Source organism: Solwaraspora sp. WMMD792 (assembly GCF_029626105.1).
Taxonomy (GTDB): Bacteria; Actinomycetota; Actinomycetes; order Mycobacteriales; family Micromonosporaceae; genus Micromonospora_E.
The window spans coordinates 380,363-401,908 of the sequence record NZ_JARUBH010000009.1 but is presented as its reverse complement, the minus strand read 5'-3'; the positions used below and the strand labels follow the sequence as shown (position 1 = coordinate 401,908).

The 21,546-nt window shown below is 72.0% G+C and carries 21 protein-coding genes; 10 read left to right on the top strand and 11 right to left on the bottom strand.

The features are described from left to right. Nucleotides 1-20: 20 nt before the first annotated feature. Together O7629_RS03340 and O7629_RS03335 are read left to right on the top strand one after the other, a co-directional pair. Nucleotides 21-572: an ATP/GTP-binding protein gene (locus O7629_RS03340; RefSeq protein WP_278174383.1), complete on the top strand. Its 552-nt coding sequence runs from the start codon at nt 21-23 to the stop codon at nt 570-572. Nucleotides 573-593: 21 nt separating this feature from the next. Then, complete coding sequence (locus tag O7629_RS03335) at nt 594-1,016, top strand: hypothetical protein (protein ID WP_278167423.1); 423 nt, start codon at nt 594-596, stop codon at nt 1,014-1,016. A gap of 46 nt (nt 1,017-1,062) precedes the next feature. Here the strand turns inward: O7629_RS03335 and O7629_RS03330 are convergent, their stop codons facing one another. Together O7629_RS03330 and O7629_RS03325 are read right to left on the bottom strand one after the other, a co-directional pair. Continuing rightward, complete coding sequence (locus O7629_RS03330) at nt 1,063-1,455, bottom strand: cupin domain-containing protein (RefSeq protein ID WP_278167422.1); 393 nt, start codon at nt 1,453-1,455, stop codon at nt 1,063-1,065. Between the two features lie 75 nt (nt 1,456-1,530). After that, nucleotides 1,531-2,121, bottom strand: coding sequence for a TMEM165/GDT1 family protein (locus O7629_RS03325; protein ID WP_278167421.1), 591 nt, complete (start codon nt 2,119-2,121; stop codon nt 1,531-1,533). Between the two features lie 384 nt (nt 2,122-2,505). Here O7629_RS03325 and O7629_RS03320 point away from each other — a divergent pair, with 384 nt between their 5' ends. Then, nucleotides 2,506-4,584: an Hsp70 family protein gene (locus O7629_RS03320; protein ID WP_278167420.1), complete on the top strand. Its 2,079-nt coding sequence runs from the start codon at nt 2,506-2,508 to the stop codon at nt 4,582-4,584. Then, a complete protein-coding gene (locus O7629_RS03315; protein WP_278167418.1) occupies nt 4,568-5,923 on the top strand; it encodes an Hsp70 family protein in 1,356 nt (451 codons plus the stop codon). The genes O7629_RS03320 and O7629_RS03315 overlap by 17 nt, the downstream gene beginning before the upstream one ends. 33 nt (nt 5,924-5,956) lie before the next feature. On the opposite strand, the gene erm is transcribed toward O7629_RS03315, so the two are convergent. The 4 genes from erm to O7629_RS03295 all read right to left on the bottom strand — a co-directional run bounded on the left by erm (nt 5,957) and on the right by O7629_RS03295 (nt 8,822). Next, entirely contained in the window at nt 5,957-6,826 is an 870-nt protein-coding gene (gene erm, locus O7629_RS03310) for an ErmE/ErmH/ErmO/ErmR family 23S rRNA (adenine(2058)-N(6))-methyltransferase (RefSeq protein ID WP_278167416.1), read from the bottom strand. A gap of 206 nt (nt 6,827-7,032) precedes the next feature. After that, nucleotides 7,033-7,161, bottom strand: coding sequence for a hypothetical protein (locus O7629_RS03305; RefSeq protein WP_278167414.1), 129 nt, complete (start codon nt 7,159-7,161; stop codon nt 7,033-7,035). Nucleotides 7,162-7,189: 28 nt separating this feature from the next. Then, a complete protein-coding gene (locus O7629_RS03300) occupies nt 7,190-8,110 on the bottom strand; it encodes a Gfo/Idh/MocA family oxidoreductase (protein WP_278167412.1) in 921 nt (306 codons plus the stop codon). 28 nt (nt 8,111-8,138) lie between these two features. Continuing rightward, complete coding sequence (locus O7629_RS03295) at nt 8,139-8,822, bottom strand: hypothetical protein (protein WP_278167411.1); 684 nt, start codon at nt 8,820-8,822, stop codon at nt 8,139-8,141. A gap of 199 nt (nt 8,823-9,021) precedes the next feature. Between O7629_RS03295 and O7629_RS03290 the strand changes: the two genes are divergently transcribed. The 5 genes from O7629_RS03290 to O7629_RS03270 all read left to right on the top strand — a co-directional run bounded on the left by O7629_RS03290 (nt 9,022) and on the right by O7629_RS03270 (nt 14,320). Further along, the gene (locus O7629_RS03290) at nt 9,022-9,390 is read left to right on the top strand and encodes a hypothetical protein (RefSeq protein WP_278167410.1); all 369 of its coding nucleotides are present in this window, start codon (nt 9,022-9,024) and stop codon (nt 9,388-9,390) included. Further along, nucleotides 9,383-9,847: a hypothetical protein gene (locus O7629_RS03285; RefSeq protein ID WP_347403656.1), complete on the top strand. Its 465-nt coding sequence runs from the start codon at nt 9,383-9,385 to the stop codon at nt 9,845-9,847. Before O7629_RS03290 ends, O7629_RS03285 begins: the two co-directional genes overlap by 8 nt. A 246-nt stretch (nt 9,848-10,093) precedes the next feature. Further along, nucleotides 10,094-11,161, top strand: a complete 1,068-nt coding sequence (locus tag O7629_RS03280; RefSeq protein WP_278167409.1) for a LacI family DNA-binding transcriptional regulator — start codon at nt 10,094-10,096, stop codon at nt 11,159-11,161. A 61-nt stretch (nt 11,162-11,222) separates the two neighbouring features. Beyond that, nucleotides 11,223-11,915 carry a DedA family protein gene (locus O7629_RS03275; protein ID WP_278167408.1) on the top strand — a complete coding sequence of 231 codons (693 nt, stop codon included), beginning with the start codon at nt 11,223-11,225 and terminating at the stop codon, nt 11,913-11,915. 431 nt (nt 11,916-12,346) lie between these two features. Then, a complete protein-coding gene (locus O7629_RS03270) occupies nt 12,347-14,320 on the top strand; it encodes a heavy metal translocating P-type ATPase (RefSeq protein WP_347403713.1) in 1,974 nt (657 codons plus the stop codon). 61 nt (nt 14,321-14,381) lie between these two features. Here O7629_RS03270 and O7629_RS03265 read toward each other — a convergent pair whose 3' ends face one another. The 4 genes from O7629_RS03265 to O7629_RS03250 all read right to left on the bottom strand — a co-directional run bounded on the left by O7629_RS03265 (nt 14,382) and on the right by O7629_RS03250 (nt 18,603). Beyond that, nucleotides 14,382-15,788 carry a cellulose binding domain-containing protein gene (locus O7629_RS03265; RefSeq protein ID WP_278167404.1) on the bottom strand — a complete coding sequence of 469 codons (1,407 nt, stop codon included), beginning with the start codon at nt 15,786-15,788 and terminating at the stop codon, nt 14,382-14,384. A 140-nt stretch (nt 15,789-15,928) separates the two neighbouring features. After that, the gene (locus O7629_RS03260) at nt 15,929-16,426 is read right to left on the bottom strand and encodes a DinB family protein (protein ID WP_278167402.1); all 498 of its coding nucleotides are present in this window, start codon (nt 16,424-16,426) and stop codon (nt 15,929-15,931) included. 83 nt (nt 16,427-16,509) lie between these two features. Beyond that, entirely contained in the window at nt 16,510-17,727 is a 1,218-nt protein-coding gene (locus tag O7629_RS03255) for a hypothetical protein (RefSeq protein WP_278167401.1), read from the bottom strand. Nucleotides 17,728-17,991: 264 nt separating this feature from the next. After that, nucleotides 17,992-18,603: a TetR/AcrR family transcriptional regulator gene (locus O7629_RS03250; RefSeq protein WP_278167400.1), complete on the bottom strand. Its 612-nt coding sequence runs from the start codon at nt 18,601-18,603 to the stop codon at nt 17,992-17,994. Nucleotides 18,604-18,691: 88 nt separating this feature from the next. Here O7629_RS03250 and O7629_RS03245 point away from each other — a divergent pair, with 88 nt between their 5' ends. Then, nucleotides 18,692-19,822 carry an aldo/keto reductase gene (locus tag O7629_RS03245; protein ID WP_278167398.1) on the top strand — a complete coding sequence of 377 codons (1,131 nt, stop codon included), beginning with the start codon at nt 18,692-18,694 and terminating at the stop codon, nt 19,820-19,822. On the opposite strand, the gene O7629_RS03240 is transcribed toward O7629_RS03245, so the two are convergent. Next, nucleotides 19,797-21,215, bottom strand: a complete 1,419-nt coding sequence (locus tag O7629_RS03240) for a carbohydrate-binding protein (RefSeq protein ID WP_278167397.1) — start codon at nt 21,213-21,215, stop codon at nt 19,797-19,799. The genes O7629_RS03245 and O7629_RS03240 overlap by 26 nt on opposite strands. Between the last annotated feature and the right edge of the window lie 331 nt (nt 21,216-21,546).

The following is a 21,546-nucleotide window of genomic DNA, read 5'->3' as shown; positions in this document are numbered from 1 at the left end:
CCGCACCCCGGACCGCGCCGATCCCGGTCAAGATCGTCGTGGCGGGTGGCTTCGGGGTCGGCAAGACCACCACCGTCGGAGCCATCTCCGAGATCGTCCCGCTGACCACCGAGGCGGAGATGACCGCCGTCTCCGTCGGGGTCGACGATCCCGGCACAGAGTCCGGCAAGACCACCACGACCGTCGCGATGGACTTCGGCTGTGTCACGATCGACCGGAGTCTGAAGCTGTACCTGTTCGGCACCCCGGGTCAGACCCGTTTCGGGTTCATGTGGGACGACCTGGCCCGAGGGGCGTTGGGCGCACTGGTCGTGGTGGACAGCTCACGCCTGGACGACTGCTACCCCGCCGTCGACTACTTCGAGCGGGCCGGGCTGCCGTTCGTGGTGGGAGTAAATACCTTCAACGGCCGCCTTGGTCATAGCATTGACGAGGTCAGGTGGGCGTTGGCGACCGGCCCGGCCGTTCCGGTCGTCGCGTACGACGCCCGCGACCGACTGTCGGTCCGGGACGCCCTGCTGGTGGTCCTGGACCGGGCGCTGGACCGAGCGGTACGGAGTCAGCCATCCTGAGGTGGTAGCAGAGGAGGACAGATGCGTGGTGACCTGGACGACGCGCTCGCCCGGCTCGCCCGACGCGACCAGCTGCAGAAGCGGGTCAGCCAGGGCAACGACCGGACGGCGTCGGCGGCGCACGAGATCGCTGCGGCGGTCCGGCAGGTGGTCGAGCGCCACCCTGGGTTGACCGCGACGGTCCACCTCACCGACGGCGGTCAGGCCGTGCAGCTCACCGTCGGCAACCGGGACGGCCGGGTGCAGGTGACGGTCGACGGCGGTACGCCTGCGGTGGGGCCGAACCCGCCGTCCGGCGACCCGGCGGCGCCCGGGGTGCCGACCGCCGGGCGCCCACCGGAGTGGCCGCCGCGCGGACAGCCCGCCCAGGACGGTCCGGCGGCCCGCCTGGCAGAGCTGATCCGACGCGATCCGTCACTGCTCAACGGGGCGACGGAGGGCTGAACCGGCCTCGTCGCCGGGTGGCCGAGGTGTACGGCGGAGGCCGCCGTCACGACGTGGGCGGCTCGTCCTGGCCGGACGCCTCCGCCGCGTCCGCCTCCTCCTTGGTGTGGTGCACCGCACCGTCGGCGTGCTCCGGCGGACCGTAGACGGTGTAGAGCACCAGTGGGTTGGGGCCGGTGTTGACGAAGTTGTGCTTGGTGCCGGCCGGCACGGCGACCAGGTCACCGGCGGCGACGGCCTGCCGCTCGCCGGCCACCAGCGCTTCGCCGACACCGCTGACGAAGGTGAGGATCTGGTCGATGTCCTCGTGGACCTCCTCGCCGATCTCGCCGCCCGGCGGAATGGTCATGATCACAAGTTGGGAGTGCTCACCGGTCCAGAGCACCCGGCGGAAGTCGGGGCTCTGCTCAGCGACGGTGGCGATCGTGAAGTGCTGCATACCGCTCAACGTACCCAGGACCGGCCGTCGGTACGCGTGTTGCCGCGCTCCCGGCCGACATCGACGGGCGCTGGGTCAGGCGGCCAGTTCGACGACCGCCTCGACCAGCAGCCAGCAGCCGAACGCGAAGAACAGCGCGGCCGCCCCGTACGCGATCACCCGCTCGGGAAGCCGCCGGCCGAGCAGCCGGCCCACCACGATGGCCAGCGCGTCGGCCGCGACCATGCCGAGCGTGGAGCCGAGCCAGGTGCCGAACCAGCCGTGCCGGGTGGCCAACGTGATCGTCGCCAGCATCGTCTTGTCCCCCAGCTCGGCCAGGAAGAAGGCGGTGAACACGGCGATCACCGCCGTCCTGGTGGTCCGCTGCGCCCGGCGGGACTCCTCGTCGGTGAGGGTGTCGCCGCGCAGCGTCCAGAAGCCGAACCCGATGAACGCCAGTGCGGCGGCCAGCGCGATCCAGCCGGTGGGCAGGGCCACGCCGAGGCCGTATCCGAGGGCGACCGACACCAGGTGCACGACGGCGGTGGCCGCGGTGATGCCGATCAGCACCGGCCAGGTCCTGAATCGGGTGGCGAAGGTCAACGCCATCAGCTGTGACTTGTCGCCCAGCTCGGCGACGAAGATCACGCCGAAGCTGATCGCGGTCGCCGCAAGGAAGCCGTCCATGGTGCCTCTCATCCGGTCGGGGCCGGATCGTGGCACGCGGACCTCGACCCGGCTGCTGCAGCCTGGGTCGAAGGTCTCGCCCACCCGACGACGTACCGCCGGGTCGCCGCGGCCGGGTGCGCAGCACCAGTGTGTCGACCGCGATGTTGGGAGCTACTCCCCTTCGCAGTCGCCGAGTCTAGCGGTTCCAGCAGCGACGATCGCGGTTGGTGACCGAACACACGGGGGCGGGTCCACCAACGCGACCAGTTTCCGTTACGTTCACCCCTGTCCGTGGCGTACCGCGCACATCGCCCAGGGTGGACGTGACGGCGGCACTCACGGACACTGTCCCGGAACTTTCAGGACGATCAATCGCCGAACTGCTGTGGTGAGGGCGGGAACATGACCGAGCCGATCCTGGTGGTCGATGTCGGCACCTCGGGCACCCGGGTGGCGCTGGTCGTCGCGGACCAGACGACCCTGGTCAAGGAACCGGCCAGCGGAGCGACCAGCTGGCCGTCGTCGGTGTGTCTGGCGGACGAGGGATTTCTGGTCGGCACCCCGTCCGAGGTACGTAAGCGGGCCATGCCGCGGCGGTACATCGACGGGCCACGCCGGGCCGTCGACGCCCAGGCGGCCATGTGGCTGGAACACCGGGAGGTCACCGGCGCCGAGGCGCTCACCGCGTACCTCACCGTGGTCGCCAACGAGGTTCGCCAACTGTACGTCGGTCAGATCGACCGGCTGACCCTGTCCGTGCCGGCGGACTACCTGCCCGGCGATCCCCGTCGGGACACGATGCTCGCCGTCGGTGCGGCCGCCGGGTTCCGCGACGTGGAACTGATCGACAGCGCGGTGGCGGCGGCGCTGGACCCGACGACCGGCGACAACCTGCCGGCCGGCGCGCTGGTGCTGGTCTGTGACCTCGGCGCGACCTGGACCGTCGCGCTGGTGCAGGTGTACGGCAGCCACACCGTCCAGCTCGCTCAGCAGACCAGCCCGGCCGGGCAGGAGCTCGACGCGCTGCTCATCAACGACCTGCGTACCGAGGGGCGGGCCTGGCTGGAGCCGATGCTCGCCGCACCCGGTGACGCCGGGCTGCGCGCCTACCACGAGGCGATCGACTTCGCCCGCCGGCTCAAACACCAACTGGTCGACGCCGACGAGGTGGTCGATCACCTCACCCCGCTCACCCCGCCGTACCGGCTGACCCGGGCCTGGCTGGACGCGTTCGCCGAACCGGCGCTGCGCTGGCTGGTGGAGGGCGCCGCAGGTGTGCTGGGCGCGGTCGGCGCCGCACCGGCCGACCTGGCCGCGGTGGTCGTCGCCGGCGGCAACGCCTACCTGCCGGCGGTGCACACCACGCTGCGGTCCGGCCTCGGCATCATCGACGCCGGGTCGCCGGGGCCGCTGCGCTGCGGCCCGGACCCGGAGCTGGCGGTGCTGCGCGGCGCGGCCCGGTTCGCGGCCGGCGCCAGCGGTCGCACCGTCACCGCCGAGCCTCAGCGGTGGCGCACCGAGCCGACCTCGTGGGAGATCCCGGGCGGTCGGGCCCGGCTGCTGCGCTGGTGCGTGCCGCCGGGCGAGCCCTACCCGGCCGGGGCGGTGCTCGCCCACATCCGTACCCCCGACGAGCGGGTCTTCGAGCTCACCGCCGCCCAGCACGGCCGGCAGTTGGGCCAGCAGGCGTACCCGGGCGACCTGGTCGGCCCGGTCCTGGTGGTGGCCACCGCGAAGGACGCGGTGGCCCTGCAGCGCCAGCCGCCGCCCCGGCGGCGGCACCTGGAGTCCACCGGCAGCTGGCTGCTCACCCCGGACCGCGAGCATCTGGTGGAGTGCGACCCGGCGGCCCGGCTGGTCCGGCTCCGGGCGATCGCCGACGACATGGTCCGCGCCGAGTTCCGCCCGGAGCACACCGCCGGCGCACAGCCGACCGGCCGGGTGTTCGTCGACCCGGACGGCCGGCTCGCGGTGGTGGCCTGGGCCACGGACGGGTTCATCTCGGTGTGGGACATCGAGACCGGCAAGCTCAGCGCCCGGTTCCGCGACCCGGGCGAGCCGCACCGGGTGCTGATCGACGAGACCGGGTGGCGGGCGGCGGCCGAGGGCCGGGCGAAGGCGGTAGGTCGGTACCGGCGCACCGTGACGACCCTGTGGGACCTGCGTACCGGCAGCCAGATCGACCGGATCACCGACGACCGGTGGGAGCAGCGGATGCCGGAGTTCGCCGAGCACAGCCGGCGGGAAGGGTTCGGCACGGCTGCGGTCAGCGCCGACGGGCAACTACGGGCCGCGGTCGCCGACGCGCTCGACGGCATCGCCGCGGTGGTCCTGCAGGACACGTCGACCGGGCAGGAGCTGTTCCGGGTGCTGGGTGGCACCGGGCAGCGGGTCCGGGTCGGGTTCAGCGCCGACAGCCGGCACCTGCTGGCCAACTGGGAGTCCAACGAGCGGAGCCTGATCGATGTCTGGGATGTCTGACCAGCCCGTCCTGGTGGTCGACTTCGGCACCTCCTCCTCCGCCGCGATGGTGGTCACCGGTGAGACCGGCGAGCTGGTACCGGACCCGGTCACCGGCGCGCCGACCTGGCCGTCGGCGGTGCACTGGGACGGCCAGAGCATGATCGTCGGCGCGTTGGCGGAGCGGCGGAAGCGGTCCGAGCCGACCGCGTACGCCGCCGAGTTCAAACGCGGCATGGCCGCCGATGTGCCGATGACGCTCGGCGACCGCCGGTTCCGGCCGATCGAGCAGGTCGCGGCGGTGCTGACCGCGCTGCGGGCGGAGGCCGAGCGGCGGTACGGCGCCCCGGTGCACCGGACCGTGGTGACGGTTCCGGCGTCGTACGGCCCGGACGACCCGCGTCGCGCGCAGATGATCGCCGCGGCCGAAGCGGCCGGTCTCGGCCCGGTCGAGCTGCTGCCGGAGCCGGTCGCGGCCGCGTTCGCCCCGGTCGCCGGCCCACCGCCGGTCCCCGGCGAGCTGGTGCTGGTCTACGACCTGGGCGGAGGCACCTTCGACACGGCACTGGTGCGCATCGACGAACGCTGGCACGAGGTGCTCGGACACGCGGCGATCGACGACTGCGGCGGCCGGGACATCGACGCGCTGCTGGCCGGACGGATCCACGCCGACGGCCAGCAGTGGCTGGCGCCGCTGCTGGCCAGTGCCGCAGCCAGCCAGTCCGCCCCGGCCACGTTGCGGCTCGGCATGGCGGTCACCGACTTCGCGAACCGGATCAAGCACCAGCTCAGCGACACCCCGGCGGTGGAGGACTTCCTGCTGCCGGACACCCCGGCGTACCGGCTGACCCGAGCGGACCTGGCGCAGCTGGTGGCCCCGCTGCTGGACCGCACGATCGCCTGCTGCCGGCAGATGCTGGCCGCCGTCGGGGTGCCACCGGCAAGCATCGGATCGGTGCTGCTGGTCGGCGGCGGGGCCCGGATGCCTGCCGTGGCGCAGGCGGTACACGACGCCTTCCAGCGCCCGCTGCGTCAGGTGGAGGAGCCGGAGCTGGCGACCGTGCACGGTGCCGCCCGGTGGCTGCCGCGCAGTGGCCCACGGACCATCCGCGCGTCGACGGAGACCACCGCAATGGTTCCGCTGTCGTTCGGCATCCCGGGCGGGTCCGCGCGGCTACATCGCTGGCTGGTGGTGCCGGGCCAGCCGTATCCGGCGGGCACCCCGCTGGCCCGGGTCCGGCTGCCCGGCGGCGCGCTGTGGGATCTGGTGGCCGCGACGCCGGGCACACTCGACCGGCTGCTGGTGCCGCCCAGCGCCGAGGTCACCAGCCACCAGTGGCTGGCGCTGGCCACCGGCTGAGGCGGTAAGGCACCACCGCCACCGGGCGACGGGTCAGCGGGCGGTGATCAGCCGGAACAGGGTGAGCCACTGCTCCGGCCAGATCTCGCCGGCCAGGGCGTCGACCGGGATCCGGGTGGCCCGCAGCGCCGCGTCGACGCGCCGGGCGGGAAAGCCACGCCGCAGCGACGCCGGCACCGAACCGCCGACACCGCTGAACCCGAGCTCGACCAGCCCCTGGTACGCCGCGATCGCGGCCGGTGGCACCAGCGGCGCCGGTCGGCGGGCCAGCCGCAGGATCGCGCCGTCCACCCGGGGCACCGGCCGGAACGCGGTGCGCGGCAGCCGACCGGCCAGCCGCCAGTCGAACTCCGGCCAGGTACGGACGGTGAGCAGACTCCATCGACCGTAGTCGCCGGTGCGTTTGCGGGCGTACTCCAACTGGGTCACCAGGGTGGCGGCGCGCAGCCGGGGCGCGTGCAGGCACCACCGCACGATCGGCGCGGTGGCGGCGTACGGGATGTTGCCGACCACCGCGAACGGCTCGGCCGGCGGTTCGGCGGCCAGGAAGTCGCCGGGTGCCGGCGTCACGTTCGGCAGATCGGCGCACCGGCGGGCCAGGCGCGCGCTGAGATTCGGATCGACCTCGTACGCCAGGAGACGGCCGTCGACCCGGGCGAGCGCCCGGGCGAGCACCCGGGTCAGCTGCCCGGTTCCGGCACCGACCTCGATGGTCAGTTCACCGGGCGTGGGCCGTACGGCCCGGACCACCCGGTCGATGGCCGACCGGTCGTGCAGGAAGGTCTGCGAGTAGACCCGACGGGTCCGGGCGCCGCCGGTGGCGGCACCGACCCGGGTCGGGTCAAGGTTTCTGGTCGGGTCGAAGTTGCCCGTCGGGTCAGGTTTGCGGTGGTGGCGAGGCACGGCCAGGTCCAGTCTGCCGGCCGGCAGGGTCCGGCTCGGCGGTTCACGGACCGGCCGCCGGTCCGGCGGCCGGTCCAGAAAGGGCAGGACTCGGACCGCCCTGGCCGGGGCGGGGTGCTTCGCGCGCGACGGGTACCCGTCGGTGGGCCGACGGGGGATCGGGATCGGCAGCGCTGGTGTCCGGCGGAGTGCCGGTCAGCTGCCGGTCAGCTGCCGGGCGCGAACTGGCCGCAGGCCAGGACGGGACGCCGGGCACGCGGGCGGGCAGTCAGCAACTGGCACCACCCGGCCGGCGTACCGCCGGTCAGGATCAGCGCCTGGAAGGTGGTCGACACGCCTGGCAGGTTAACCGGCGGGCATCGCTCAGGCGACCGGTTTTCCAGCCGGGACGTCGACGGTGCGCTGCTCGGCCCGGGCGGTGTCGGCGGCGGCCAGGACGGCCACCACCTGCCGGCCGAACCGTACGTCGCACGGGTGCCCCGGCGCCCCGGCGGTGACCTGCTTGAGCAGCGCGTCGATGGCCGCGTGGAACGCCTGCCCGGTGGTCACGTCCCGGTGCGGCACCGGCACGATCCCGGGCTCACCGAAGAACGTGACGTCGAAGGTCTTCGCCGCCACCGGGCCGTCCAGGTTGAGCGACAGCGTGCTGGTGGCCCCGCCGGTGTGCCGCAGCAGCAGGTGCACCCCGCCGGCCGGGCCGGGCATCGCGGCGACCCGGGCGACCGGGCCGAGCACCGGCAGCAGCACCGACAGCACGTGCGGGCCGATGTCCCACAGCCCGCCGTAGGTACGCCGCCAGGGCGAGGCACCGTACGGATTGCCGGGCTCGGAGATGGCTGCGAACAGCGCTCCCCGGGCACCGTGCCAGGCACCGTCGGCCGGCCGGGCCAGAAAGTCGATCATGGCTGGGTTGAACCGGCTGGTGAAGAAGACCACCGAGGCGACGTCCCGCCGGTCGACCGCTGCGACGACCCGGTCGGCGTCCGGCAGGGTCAGCGCCAGCGGCTTGTCCAGCAGCAGGTGCCGGCCGGCGTCGGCGGCGCGGACCGCGATCCCGGCCTGTACGTCGGGCGGCAGGGCGACGGCGACCGCGTCAACGTCGGCGAGCAGCGCGTCCACGTCCTGGTACGGCGCGACGCCGTACCGCTGCGCCAGCGCCGTGGCCTTCGCCCGGTCCCGTCCCCAGACCCCGACCAGCTCCGCGCCGGGGTGCGTGGCGAGCCCGGCCGCGTGGGTCTCGGCCGCCCAGTGCCCGGTGCCGAACAGACCGAACCGCAATGCCATCGCCGCGTTTCCCTTCGTCGACCGGAGTTCAGTGTGACCGCTCGGCCCGGTCCGCGACGTAGCGGGCCTCCTCGGCGTCGGCTGCGGCGGCCGCCGCCTCCTCGGCCAGCGCGGCGGCGCTCAGTTCGGCGATGTAGGCCGCTTCCACGGCCCGACGTGCGGCGGCGGCGACCACGTCGTACTCCCGGCGGGCCGCCTGGTCGCGGACGCGGTGCCGGTCGACGGCCCGGTCGGCCCGGTCGGCCGCCGTCGGATCCGGCGGCGCGCCACCGGCCCGTCGCCACACCGTACGCAGTTGCTGCACCGAGATGTCGCCCCGGCGGTACGCGGTGAGCGCGGCCCGGCTGACGTCGCGCCCGTGCTCGGCGGGCAGCGGCGCACCGGTGACGACGGCCGCCGGCCGGTCCTCCTGGTCGGCGAGCAACGCCTGCTGATAGGCCCGGCCGGCGGTTTCCTGCCGCTGCCAGGCGTCGTCGCGGGCCAGCTCGGCGGCGGCCGCCCGGTCGCGCAGCTGGTCGGCGGCGGTCCGGGCGTTGTCGGCCGCGACGGCGATGGCCTGCGCCTCGGCGGCGAGTTCGTCGGCTTCGGCCCGCAGCGCCCGCCGGTCGGCCGGGTGCTCCGCCGCGCGGGCGGCCAACGCGGCCAGCGCGAGCAGGGCGAGCAAGACGAGACAGCTGGCGATCAGGAGGCCCCAGATGCCGACGCCAACCACCACGCCCTCCCCAGGGTGGATCGGACCGTCCGGGACTGACTATAGACTCCGACTGATACCGAGAGCCACCGTCCGGACACGGCGGATCGGGTCGCCCGGTAACGCCTCGCGAGCCCGCCGGGACGCACCTCGACGGGTCGCGGTAGCTGGTGAGTAGGGTGTTCGGCGTGACTGTGGCAGCTGAGCCGGTGGTGCGGCGGTGAACGGGCCGATCGCCGCCGTGGTCATCGTCGGGGCGCTGGCCGTCGCCGGCTGGGCGCTGCTCTGCGCGGCGTTGGACCGGCCGCCGGGTCTGATCCAGTACGGCGGGCTGGCGGTGGTCGAGGTGGCTCTGCTCGCGTTGACCGTGGCCGCCGTGGTGGCGCTGGTCGGCGGGGAGCGTCCCGGTGAACCACCGGTCTTCGCCGGCTACCTGATCACCACGCTCAGCCTGCCGCCGATGGCGGGGGTGCTGGGTCGGATGGAGCCGACCCGGTGGGGCTCGTTGACCGTCGGCGTCTTCGCCCTGGTGATCCCGGTGCTGGTGGTCCGGCTGCAGCAGACCTGGACGGCGGTCGGCGGTGGCTGACCCGACGTCGACGGATGGCCGGACGGCGCGCACCGAGCGGACGGCGCGGACCCGCAGCGGGCCGGGCCGGGTGCTGATCGGCGTCTACATTCTCTTCGCGATCGCCGCCTCGTCCCGGGCCGGCGTGCAGATCGCCACCCGGTTCGGCGAGGCGCCGGTGGCGTATCTGCTCTCCGCCTTCGCCGCAGTGGTGTACCTGGTGGCGGCCGCCGGGCTGATCATCGATGGCCCGGTCGGCCGGCGGATCGCGTACGGCTGCTGCACGGTGGAGCTGGTCGGCGTACTCGGCATCGGCGCGGCGAGTCTCGCGGTGCCGGCGGCGTTTCCGGACGAGACGGTCTGGTCGGGCTTTGGCAGCGGGTACGGCTACATCCCGCTGGTGCTGCCGGTGATCGGGCTGCTGTGGCTGCGGCGCAGCCGAACCTCGGCAGGTCCGGACGCCGACGCGACGGCGTAGTTCGGCCGCCGACGCTCGGGCTGGTTCGGACGCCGGCTGGCCGGCGTCCGGTGTGGAGCCCGCCACGGGTGTCGGTATCCCGACAGTGGACGGTCATTGCATAGCAGCTCAGCGCCGGACTGCATGCGTTACGTCCTGGATGTCCGAACTGGTGGACCATCGCGCTCCGTACCCGGTCTGTAATCATCGTCCCGGGTCCGTGACCGGCACCCCCGGGTCGGGAGCAAGTGAAGAGGGCGATGAACGATGGCGACCATCTATGACGTTGCGCGGAAAGCGGAGGTCTCCCCAGCTACCGTCTCCCGGGTCGTCAACGGCCACACCAACGTGGATCCCGCGCTGGCGGACCGGGTCCGGCGGGCAATGCGCGAGCTGGACTACCGGCCCAACGCGGTGGCCCGCAACCTGCGCCGCAGCCGGACCACGTTGTGGGCGGTGGTGATCAGCGACATCGGCAACCCGTTCTTCACCGCCCTGGTCCGCGGCGTCGAGGACCTCGCCCAGCAGGCCGGCTACTCGGTCGTGCTGTGCAACACCGACGAGGATCCGGCCAAGGAAACCCGCTACCTGAACGCCGTCCTCGCCGAACAGGTCGCCGGGGTGATCATCGCCCCGTCCGGGCCGGCCGCCGATCTGGGGCAGCTCACCGCCGCCCGGGTGCCGGTGGTGGTGGTCGACCGGCAGCTGCACGGCAGCCGGATCGACACCGTACTGGTGGACAACGAGCACGGCGCCCGGCTGGCCACCACGCACCTGCTCGACTCCGGCTACCGGCGGATCGCCTGCATCACCGGGCGACGCGGCGTCTGGACCGCCTGCCGACGGCTGGGCGGCTACCAGCGGGCACTGGCCGATGCCGGGCAGCCGTACCAGGAGGAGCTGGTCCGCCATGCCGATTTCCGCTCCGACGGTGGCTACCGGGCGATGACGGAGCTGCTGCGGCTACGACCGCGACCGGATGCGCTGTTCGCGGCGAACAACCTGATGACCGTCGGTGCGGTGGAGTGCCTGGTCGACCAGGGCATCCCGGTGCCGGCGGAGATGGGTGTGGTCGGCTTCGACGACCTGCCGTGGGCGCATCTGGTACGGCCCGCGTTGACCACCGTGACCCAGCCGACGTACCAGTTGGGAGAGACCGCCGCCCAGTTGCTCATCGAGCGGATCGCCGACCCCGACCGGGCCGCGACCACCGTCACCCTGCCCACCAAGCTGCAGGTGCGGGAGAGTTCGGTACGTCGACGCCCGTCGGCAATGGTTGACCCGGATGAGGGCGTAGCCGGTCGGTACCCGGATGAGGGCGTAGCCGGTCGTTGAGCAGGTGTAGCGCCACCGGCCGCCGGGTACCCGATGGGCTTACCTCGACGCAGGGAGCGCCATGGCCGTCACCGTCGACACCCCACCGGACCAGATCGGCGGGCTGACCGGCTGGGTGGCCGATGTCATCGCCCGGCTGGGTGAGCTCGGGGTCGGCCTGCTGGTGGCGCTGGAGAGCGTCGTCCCGCCGATCCCCAGCGAGGTGGTGCTGGCGATGGCCGGCTACCTGGCCAGTCAGGACCGGGTGAACCTGGTCGGGGTCTGGGTCGGGGCGACGCTCGGCTCACTGGCCGGCGCGTTGCTGCTCTACTGGCTGGGCGCGGCGATCGGCGAGGCACGGCTGCGACGCTGGCTGGACAAGGTGCCGCTGGTTGATCTGGAGGACCTGGACAAGGCCGACCGGTGGTTCGACCGGTACGGGCGGTGGGCGGTGCTGTTCGGCCGGATGGTGCCGGTCGTGCGGAGCCTGGTCTCGGTGCCGGCCGGTGCCGACCGGATGCCGTTGACCCAGTTCAGCGCCTTCACCACGCTGGGCAGCGGGGTGTGGAACGCGCTGTTCGTCGGCGCCGGGTTCGCGCTCGGCTCACAGTGGCAACAGGTCGAGCGGTACAGCCGCTGGTTCGACGTGGCGGTCTTCGTACTGCTCGGCGGACTGGTCGTCTACTGGGTGGTCGGCCAGGTTCGGCGCCGCCGCCGCCGGGCGGCGGCGGCCGCCGACCGTCGCCCTGATCGCCCGGGGCGGTTCAGCCGGTGAGCTGTCGGTGGTGACGATAAGGCCCCGAGCAATTGACTCAGCGTGACCCCATCGGGACGAGGTACCCGTCCGGAGACACCTTGGGTTCCCCGGAGCCGCGCGGGGGACGAGTCTGCGTCGGATGACCACGGGCATCGAGGGAACCCACATGGTTGTCTCCGGGCGTACATCGTCGCGGCGTCCGTGTCGGCCGACGCGTAACCACCGCCGGGCCTCCCGTCCAACCCGCTGTGGCACAGGTCGACCACGAGGTTCATGAAACCCCTTGCGGATATACCCCTAGGGGGTATTGTGGCGACGTGGAAACGGATGGAACCCGACACGACGAGCACACCGGCCACGACAAGCACGGTGGCCATAGCGGCCACGGTGGCCATGGTGGGCACGGTGGCCATGGTGGGCACGACAAGCACGCGGGGCACGACCCGGAGATGTTCCGCCGCAAGTTCTGGCTGAGTCTCGCGCTGACCGTGCCAGTCGTGGTCACCAGTCACATGGTGATGGACTGGTTCGGCTACTCGCTGGACTTTCCCGGTATGTCCCTGGTCGGCCCGGTGCTCGGCTCGGTGGTGTTCTTCTACGGCGGCTGGCCGTTCCTGGTCGGCGGGGTACGCGAGGTCCGCGACCGCGCGCCCGGCATGATGCTGCTGATCTCGATGGCCATCACCGTTGCCTACCTGGCCTCGCTGGCCACCAGCATCGGCGCCTTCGACCTGGACTTCTGGTGGGAGCTGGCAGCGCTGGTGACGATCATGCTGCTCGGCCACTGGCAGGAGATGAAGGCGATCGGCCAGGCGCAGGGGGCGCTGTCCGCGCTGGCCGCGCTGCTGCCCGACGACGCGGAACGGGTCGCCGACGACGGGCAGGTCCAGCAGGTCACGGTGGCCGACCTGCGGGCCGGGGATCTGGTGCTGGTGCGCTCCGGTGCCCGGGTGCCCGCCGACGGGCGGATCACCGACGGCGAAGCGGAGATGGACGAGTCGATGATCACCGGAGAGTCCCGGCCGGTGCACCGACGCGTCGGTGACCCGGTGGTGGCCGGCACCGTCGCGACCGACTCGGCTGTCCGGGTACGGGTCGAGGCCGTCGGCGAGGACACCGCCCTGGCCGGCATCCAACGCCTCGTCGCACAGGCCCAGGCCTCGAGCGGCCGGGCCCAGATGCTCGCCGACCGGTTCGCCGCCCTGCTGTTCTACGTAGCGATGGCCGCCGCCGTGCTGACCTTCGCCGCCTGGTGGGCGTTCGGCAGCCTCGACGACTCCGTGGTACGGACGGTCACCGTACTGGTGATCGCCTGCCCGCACGCCCTGGGCCTGGCGATCCCCCTGGTGATCGCGTTGTCGACGGCCGTGGCGGCCAAGGCCGGGATCCTGGTCAAGAACCGGCTGGCCCTGGAACGGATGCGGACCGTGGACGCGGTGCTGTTCGACAAGACCGGCACCCTGACCCGGGGCGCGCACACCGTCACCGGGGTCGCGGCGGCACCTGGGCACACCGAGGACGACGTACTGCGGCTGGCCGCAGCGGTGGAAGCCGACAGCGAGCACCCACTGGCCCGGGCCATCGTGGCCGCCGCCACCGGACGCGGTCCGATGAGCGCCGCGACCGACTTCCGGTCGTTGACCGGCCGGGGCGTGCAGGCAAACGTGGATGGCACCCACTATGCCGTCGGCGGCCCAGCGCTGCTGGGTGAACTCGACGCCTCAGTCCCGCCGGAGCTGACCGCCACCAGCGAAGGCTGGTCGGAGCGTGGTGCCGCCGTACTGCATCTGCTGCGGCTCGACGGCGGCCGCGCCGAGGTGCTCGGTGCGATCGGGCTGGCCGACGAGGTCCGGCCCGAGGCCCGGCAGGCAATCGCCGAACTGCGCCGACAAGGCATCGACAAGATCATGATGATCACCGGTGACGCCCGGCCGGTCGCCGAGGCGGTCGCTGCCGATCTCGGCTTCCGGTCCGGCGTGGACGAGGTCTTCGCCGAGGTGCTGCCCGCCGACAAGGACAAGACGGTGGCGGATCTGCAGGCCCGAGGGCTGACCGTGGCGATGGTCGGCGACGGCGTCAACGACGCCCCGGCGCTGGCCCGTGCCGACGTCGGCATCGCGATCGGGGCCGGCACCGACGTCGCGATCGAGTCCGCCGGAGTCGTTCTCGCCTCGTCCGACCCGCGCGGGGTCACCGGGGTGATCCGGCTGTCGAAGGCCTCCTACCGCAAGATGCTGCAGAACCTGGGCTGGGCCGCCGGCTACAACGTCGTCGCGATTCCGCTCGCCGCCGGCGTGCTGGCCTGGGCCGGGCTGACGTTGAGCCCGGCGGTCGGGGCGATCCTGATGTCCGCGTCCACCATCGTGGTCGCCCTCAACGCGCAGTTGCTCCGCCGGGTGCAGCTCGCCCCGGACGAGGGGTAGCGGCGGGTGGCCGGGCCGGGTCGTCCGGTCCGGCCACCCGCGCGGGTGGCCGGGCCGCCGGTCAGGGCAGCGTCGCCAGGTGCGGCTTGACGGTACGGGCGAACCCGTTGCCGTTGGTCACGTCCCAGTTGATCGACCAGGTCATCGCACCCCGGATGCCGGGGTACGTGCGCGGCGGCCGGAAACTGCCGCAGCTGGTGCCCCGGGCCAGGCAGTCGAGTGCCTGGTTGACCATCGTCGGGGCGACGATCCCGCCGCCGGCCGCTCCCGGACCTGCCGGCAGGCCGAGAGCCACCTGGTCGGGCCGCAGGCCCGCTTCCAGTTGCAGGCAGGCCAGTGCGGTCATGAAGTTGACCGTGCCCTGGCTGTAGGCGAACGCCTGGTCGCAACCGAGCATCGACCCGGAGTTGTAGAACTGGGTGTGCACCACGGTCAGAATGTCGCGGATGTCCAGCGCCAGTTTGAAGTACGACACCGACGGTGACTGCATGTCGATGGTCTGCGGTGCCATCGTGATGATCAGCCCCGGCCCGGTCCGGCTGCGCAGCGCGCGCAGCGCCTGCGCCATGTAGGTCGGGTTGAGCCCGTTCTCCAGGTCGATGTCGACACCGTCGAAGCCGTAGTCCTGGATCAGCCGGTGCAGGCTGTCGGCGAGCGCCGTGGCGGACGCGGGATCGTTGACCGCGACCCGGCCGGTCTCCCCGCCGATCGAGATGATCACCTTCTTGCCGCGCTGGTGCAGGGTGGCGACGTCGGCCTTGAACTGTGCGTCGGTGTAGCCGCCGAGCGAGGCGGACAGACCCGGGTCGATGCCGAAGCTGACCGCGCCGGGGGTGCTGGTGGCCTCGGCGAAGGCGACCGCGATCAGGTCGTACTCGGCCGGCACGTCGCGTAGCCGCAGCTCGACGGCCGGGTTGTCGAAGTTGTGCCAGTACCCGGTGAGAAAGTGCTCCGGCAGCCCGTCGTCGGTCGGCGGCGGCGTGGTGGGAGGTGGTGCCGTCGTCGGGGGCGCAGTCGTGGGTGGCGCGGTAGTCGGTGGCGCGGTGGTGGGTGGGGCCGTGGTCGGCGGCGGCTGGCCGCCGCAGGGCGCACCGTTGAGGGTGCAGTTGGTCGGGCTGCCCGGCCCGCTGCCGAGGAATCCGAACGAGACCGACGCGCCCGGCACGAGGTGGCCGTTCCAGCTGCGGTTGGTGAAGGTGAACCGCTGCCCGGAGACGCTGAGCAGGGCGTCCCAGTAGGTGCCGACCGTGGTGCCGGCCGGCAGGTCGAAGGCGACGGTCCAGGCGGTGATGGCGGTGGCGCCGCCGTTGGCGACGGTGACCTTGCCTTCCCAGCCGCTGCCCCAGTCGGAGGTTTTCACGAAGGTCGCGGTGGGGCCGGCGGCCAGGGCCGGGCCGGCCGCCCAGATCACCCCTGCGGCAGCGAGGACCGCAGCCAGCACCGGGGCGGCTATCCGTACGGGTTTCATCGACATCCCTCCCTCGAAGCACCAGTGCGGCAATTATTAAGACTCTTAACAGTTTTGTAAACACCCTGGCAAGGGATGGAGGGCGGAGGCCGGTGGGCGGCGGCGGACAGGCCCGGTGCGCGGCGGCCGGTGGGCGCGTACTACTCGTCGGCGAGCTGCTCGCGGAGGATGTCCGCGTGCCCGCAGTGCTGGGCGAGCTCGCGCAGCACGTGCAGGTACACCCAGCGCAGCGGAAGCGGACCTCGCCGGTTGCCGTGCAGGATGTCGTCCAACTCCAGGGACGACGTCGCCCGGCGGGACGCTTCGCAGGCTTCGCGGTGGGCGCGTTGGACGCTGGCGATCGTGTCGTCGGCAGCGAGGACGAACGACTCGTCCGCCGTCGCGGGCAGCCCGAGCTCCGTACGCGGCCGGCACGTCACGGCCTCGTCGAACCAGACCTTCTCGACGAAGGTCGCGTGCTTCACCAGACCCAGCAGCGTGGTCCGGGAGGCGACCAACGATCGGCGGGCCTGCTCCTCGGTCAGCCCGTCCAGACAGCGGTTGAGTGCGCTGCGGTGCTCGTCGAGGAACGCCTCGAACTGAGCGCGCAGCGGTTGGGTGACGACCTGGTCGGCGAACGTCGGCGGGTAGGAAGGCATGCCCGAAGCATCCCAGCCGACCGGGAGTACGGGCGCGAGGCCGGCCCCGTGGCAGCGGGTGCCACGGGGCCGGCGGGGTTGGGTCAGCGGGCGGTGCCGCGGTAGCGCAGTTCGATGGGCGTGCCCGGGTACTCGACGGTGCCGGCGAAGTCGCGGTCCGCCCGGAAGGTGATGTTGGCGTCACCCTGCGGGCCGGTCCAGGTCAGGGTCGTGTCGGCCGGGATGGTCTGGTCGTCGACGATGACCCGGCGGTTGCTGATCATCGCGGTCAGGTCGGTGTCCGCGGTCCACGGCAGTGGGGAGAGCCGGTACTCGGTCGCGAAGACCGCTGCGTCGTCGCAGATCATCGGGGTGGACGCCGCGAGGGTGCCCCGGTAGCCGACGCCACCCTCACCCGGGAACCGGGCACTGCCGGTGAACGTACCGTCCGCACCGAAGGTGATGTCGGCATTGCCATTCGGGCCGGCCCAGGTCAGCCGCGTACCCGCCGGGACGGTCTCGCCGTCGATGATGGTTTTCCGGTTGTCCAGCAGCAGGTGCAGATCGGCGTCGCCGTGCCACGGATTGGAACTGCTACCCCAGTGAATCTCGGTGTCGAACACCGCCACGTCACAGACCGCCTTGCGGCTGCCCCGGTAGCCCACTCCGCCTTCACCTGGGAACCGGGCACTGCCGGTGAACATTCCGTTCTCGCCGAAGGTGATGTCGGCATTGCCATTCGGGCCGGCCCAGGTCAACTGCGTGCCTGCGGAAGCCGACTCGGCGTCCACGATGGTCCGCCGGTTCTTCACCATGATCGTCGTCTCGGCGTCGCCGTGCCACGGGTTGGAACTGCTGCCCCAGTGGATCTCAGCGGCGTAGGTCGCCGGCTCGTCGCAGGCCACCGGGGTGGACGCCGCGAGGGTGCCCCGGTAGCCGACGCCACCCTCACCCGGGAACCGGGCACTGCCGGTGAACGTACCGTCCGCACCGAAGGTGATGTCGGCATTGCCATTCGGGCCGGCCCAGGTCAGCCGCGTACCCGCCGGGACGGTCTCGCCGTCGACGATGGTTTTCCGGTTGTCCAGCAGCAGGTGCAGATCGGCGTCGCCGTGCCACGGATTGGAACTGCTACCCCAGTGGATCTCGGTGTCGAACACCGCCGCCATGCCGCAGCCGGGCAGCGGTGCGGCGTGCGCGGCGCCGGCGCCGAGGCCGGCGCCGAGCAGGCAGCCGGCGAACGACGCGGCCAGCAGCGCGGTGGCACGGCTCCGACGGTGGACGGCGCCTGCGGCCGAACGTCCGATGGCAGTCTTGGTCATGATTCTGTTCTCCTCGAAGATTGACGGTCTCTTCCGCTGTGTGGAATTAGCTCCAGCATGGATGCCTATCCGAGTCGAAACTCCGCGAAACCATAATGAATTTCTGAGGGAACCCTGAGCAAAAGATACGCGGAATTGACGGCACCCATCCAGGAATAACTATCTGTCAATTCGACGACTCCGTCGATGTCGCACTTACGACCCCGAGCGTCGGGCTGTTGACAGTTGGCGCGTCACGCCTATTTCGGTTGGGCCGACCTGTTTCTAGTTGAGACCACCGGCAGGCGCGTAGACGCCGGCGCGGGCCGCTGCCACCGCCGCTTCGGCGGCCCGGTCCGCCGCTGCCTCGTCGACCGGGTCTCCGCTGACGAGCAGCCGGTAGTAGAGCGGTGCCGAGACGGCGCGGATGACCTCGGCGGCGTCCGTGCCCTGAGGCAGTTCCGCCCGCCGTACGGCCTGCTCCACGCAGGGTGCCCACTCGGCGATGCGGACGGCGTAGAAGCGGTGCAGCGCCTCGGCGGCGCGAGGGTCGCAGGTCGCGGCGACGATGACCGCCCGGAAGAGGGCACCCTGCCGCGGATCGACCAGGGTGCGCTGCACGAGCCGGGCGTTGGCCCGCAGGTCCTCGATCAGCGATCCGGTGTCGGCCCGCGGCAGTGACTGCTCCGCCATGTCGGTCAGCAGGTCGGCGACGAGGCCGGCGACCGTGCCCCAGCGGCGGTAGACCGTTGTCTTGCCCACCTCGGCGCGGCGCGCCACGTCGGCGAGGTCGAGACGGTCGAAGCCGTGCTCGACGAGCGCGTCACCGGCAGCGCGGAGCACGGCGGCGCGGACCCGGGCGGTCCGCCCGCCGGGTCGGATCGCACCGACGGTCATAACGGGTCTCCAGTTTCCTTAGCGGCGACTGGCTGCTAATCTAGCGCACACTAACGGAACCACAGTTCCTTTAAAGGAGGACACCACCGTGGAGTACCGACGACTCGGAGCATCCGGGCTAACCGTGCCCGCCCTCAGCTTCGGAGCCGGCACCTTCGGCGGCTCCGGACCACTCTTCGGTGCCTGGGGCAACACGGACGCCCGCGAGGCACGACGCCTCGTGGACATCTGCCTCGACGCCGGAGTGACCATGTTCGACACCGCGGACGTGTACTCCGACGGGGCGTCCGAACAGGTGCTGGGGCAGGCGATCAAGGGCCGGCGCGACGCCGTGCTGATCTCGACCAAGAGTGGCCTGCCGACCGGCGACGGCCCGAACGACGCGGGAACCTCACACACGCGGCTCATCCGGTCGGTCGACGCGGCGCTGCGCCGGCTCGGCACCGACCACATCGACCTGTTCCAGCTGCACGCGTTCGACGCCGCGACACCCGTCGAAGAGGTCGTCGCGACCCTCGACGACCTGGTACGCGACGGGAAGATCCGCTATCTCGGCGTCTCCAACTTCGCCGGCTGGCAGCTGATGAAGTCCCTCGCCGCAGCCGACCGGGACCACCGCCGCCGGTACGTGGCACACCAGGTCTACTACTCACTCATCGGTCGGGACTACGAGTGGGAACTCCTGCCGCTGGGCCTCGACCAGGGCGTCGGAGCCGTGGTGTGGAGCCCACTCGGCTGGGGACGGCTCACCGGCCGGATCCGCCGCGACACACCACCACCGCCCACCAGCCGGCTGCACGCGACCGCCGCCTACGGTCCGCCGGTCGACGACGAGCACCTGTTCCGCGTCGTGGACGTGCTCGAGGAACTGTCCCGCGAGACCGGTCGGGCGGTGCCGCAGATCGCGGTCAACTGGCTGCTGCGACGGCCCACCGTGGCCACCGTCATCATCGGTGCCCGGGACGAGGCGCAGTTGAGGCAGAACATCGACGCCGTGGGATGGTCCCTGACGCCCGAACAGGTGACCCGGCTCGACGCCGTCAGCAGCCGTACCGCCCCCTACCCGTACTTCCCTTACCAGCGGCAGGAGGGCTTCGCCAGGCTGAACCCGTCGCCGCTCGCGCGCATCGCGGGCCAGGGGAGCCCGGCTCGCCCCACCGAAGCGGGTCGATCGGCCGGGCTCCCCGTCGAGGTCAGCGGCGGAAGTGGAACCAGTTGACGTTGACGAAGTCGTTCGGCTGTCCGCTGCTGAAGGTCAGGTAGACCGTCTGCCGGCCGGTCACCCCGGAGACGTTGCCGGGCACCGTCCGCCAGGACTGCCAGCCGCCGGTGTCACCGACGGCGAAGCTGCCGATCGGCGCGGCGGTCGGGCTGCCGATGCGGACCTGGACCAGGCCGCTGACCCCGGCACCGGCACCGGAGGCGACCCGGGCGACGAAGTCACGCGGCGGTGTCGAGCCGAAATCGACGTTGTCATAGCGGGCCCAGTCGCCGTTGGCCAGCCAGCCGATGTTCTGGCCGCCCTCGCTGCACGCCTCGGTCCCGACCCCGTTGTGGGCGTTGAACGACTCGGCCTGGATCGCGGCGTACGCGTTCACCCCACCGCCGGGCGGCGGCGTGGTCGGCGGCGGTGGCGTGGTGGGCGGCGGGTTCGACCCGCCGCGGGTGTAGACCGCCACGTAGTCGACCAGCATCGGTACGCCGGAGACGGTGTTCGCGGTCGGCGTGGTGGAGCCGGCGACCCCGTTCGGGAAGGCACCGCCCATCGCCACGTTGAGCAGGATGAAGTAGCCGGCGTGGGTGGTCATGTTGGACCAGTGCGGCTCGGGGATCTGCCCCTGGGTGACCGTGTGGTAGTGCTGTCCGTCGACGTACCAGCGCAGTTGCTGCGGGCTGGCGCTGGCGTCCCACTCGAAGCGGTAGGTGTGGAACGCCGACTGGCAGGAGGCGCCGGGGCAGGCCCGGGACCCGCCGATGCCGTTGAACTCGTCGCACGGTCCGCCCGGAGCGACGCCGCAGTGCAGTACGCCCCAGACGTTGTTCAGCCCGTTGACGTTCTCCATCACGTCGAACTCGCCGATCGCCGGCCAGTTCTGGTAGTTGCCCCGGTACGGCGAGCCGAGCGCCCAGAACGCCGGCCAGTAGCCGGAGGCGGCGGCCCCGGTCACGTTCGGCACCTGGATCCGGCCTTCGATCGCCATCACGCCACCGGACGGCGGCTTGAAGTTGCTGCGTACCGTCTCGATCCGGGCCGAGGTCCAGTTGCCGGCGCCGTCGCGGATCGGGGTGATCCGCAGGTTGCCGTTGCCGTCGTGCCGGACGTTGGCGGTGCTGTTGGTGTAGGTCTGGATCTCGCCGGTGCCCCACTGCGGCGGGCCGCCGGGGTAGCTGGTGCCGGTGTCGATGATCCAGTTGGCCGACGAGGGCAGGGTGTTTGCGGCGCCGGTGAAGTCGTCGCTCCAGACCAGGTCCCAGCCGCTGGGGGTGGGCGGGATCGCGGCGTTGGCGTGCGCGGTGACCGAGGTGACGACGGCGGTCGCGGTGAGCGCGGCTGCGGCGGCGACGATCCGGGTACGGATGCGGCGACGAGGGCGTCGCGGGGGTGAGTTCATCACTGGCCTCTCTGCTGGGGGTATGGGCCGGTCACGGCCTGCTGCTGGGGGGGTGGCCGGTCGCCGATTCTTGGTCCGGGTCAGGGCAGATGCCGTCGACCGGCTGAGAGCGTTCTCTCCGGTGCGGTTGTCGATCTTCGGTCTTGGGACATCAGGACTGATGGGGACGGTCGGGGACCGCTCAACAATCTGGGAGAGCGCTCTCAGGAGTTGTACGTCGGAAGGCCGGACTTGTCAACCGATGTCGATGTCGCAACCGGCGTGGAAACTGGCTCTGAACCGATCCGGCAGCCTCGGCGGGGGCGGCGACCGGACCACCGGCACCCTTGGA

Excerpts from the sequence above, each read along its gene's own strand:
- O7629_RS03255 (WP_278167401.1), bottom strand. The coding sequence starts at position 17,727 with ATGACCAAGACTGCCATCGGACGTTCGGCCGCAGGCGCCGTCCACCGT.
- O7629_RS03315 (WP_278167418.1), top strand. The coding sequence starts at position 4,568 with ATGTCTGGGATGTCTGACCAGCCCGTCCTGGTGGTCGACTTCGGCACC.
- O7629_RS03265 (WP_278167404.1), bottom strand. The coding sequence starts at position 15,788 with ATGAAACCCGTACGGATAGCCGCCCCGGTGCTGGCTGCGGTCCTCGCT.
- O7629_RS03320 (WP_278167420.1), top strand. The coding sequence starts at position 2,506 with ATGACCGAGCCGATCCTGGTGGTCGATGTCGGCACCTCGGGCACCCGG.
- O7629_RS03270 (WP_347403713.1), top strand. The coding sequence starts at position 12,347 with ATGTTCCGCCGCAAGTTCTGGCTGAGTCTCGCGCTGACCGTGCCAGTC.
- O7629_RS03280 (WP_278167409.1), top strand. The coding sequence starts at position 10,094 with ATGGCGACCATCTATGACGTTGCGCGGAAAGCGGAGGTCTCCCCAGCT.
- O7629_RS03325 (WP_278167421.1), bottom strand. The coding sequence starts at position 2,121 with ATGGACGGCTTCCTTGCGGCGACCGCGATCAGCTTCGGCGTGATCTTC.
- O7629_RS03330 (WP_278167422.1), bottom strand. The coding sequence starts at position 1,455 with ATGCAGCACTTCACGATCGCCACCGTCGCTGAGCAGAGCCCCGACTTC.
- O7629_RS03240 (WP_278167397.1), bottom strand. The coding sequence starts at position 21,215 with ATGAACTCACCCCCGCGACGCCCTCGTCGCCGCATCCGTACCCGGATC.
- O7629_RS03250 (WP_278167400.1), bottom strand. The coding sequence starts at position 18,603 with ATGACCGTCGGTGCGATCCGACCCGGCGGGCGGACCGCCCGGGTCCGC.
- O7629_RS03300 (WP_278167412.1), bottom strand. The coding sequence starts at position 8,110 with ATGGCATTGCGGTTCGGTCTGTTCGGCACCGGGCACTGGGCGGCCGAG.
- O7629_RS03275 (WP_278167408.1), top strand. The coding sequence starts at position 11,223 with ATGGCCGTCACCGTCGACACCCCACCGGACCAGATCGGCGGGCTGACC.
- O7629_RS03260 (WP_278167402.1), bottom strand. The coding sequence starts at position 16,426 with ATGCCTTCCTACCCGCCGACGTTCGCCGACCAGGTCGTCACCCAACCG.
- O7629_RS03335 (WP_278167423.1), top strand. The coding sequence starts at position 594 with ATGCGTGGTGACCTGGACGACGCGCTCGCCCGGCTCGCCCGACGCGAC.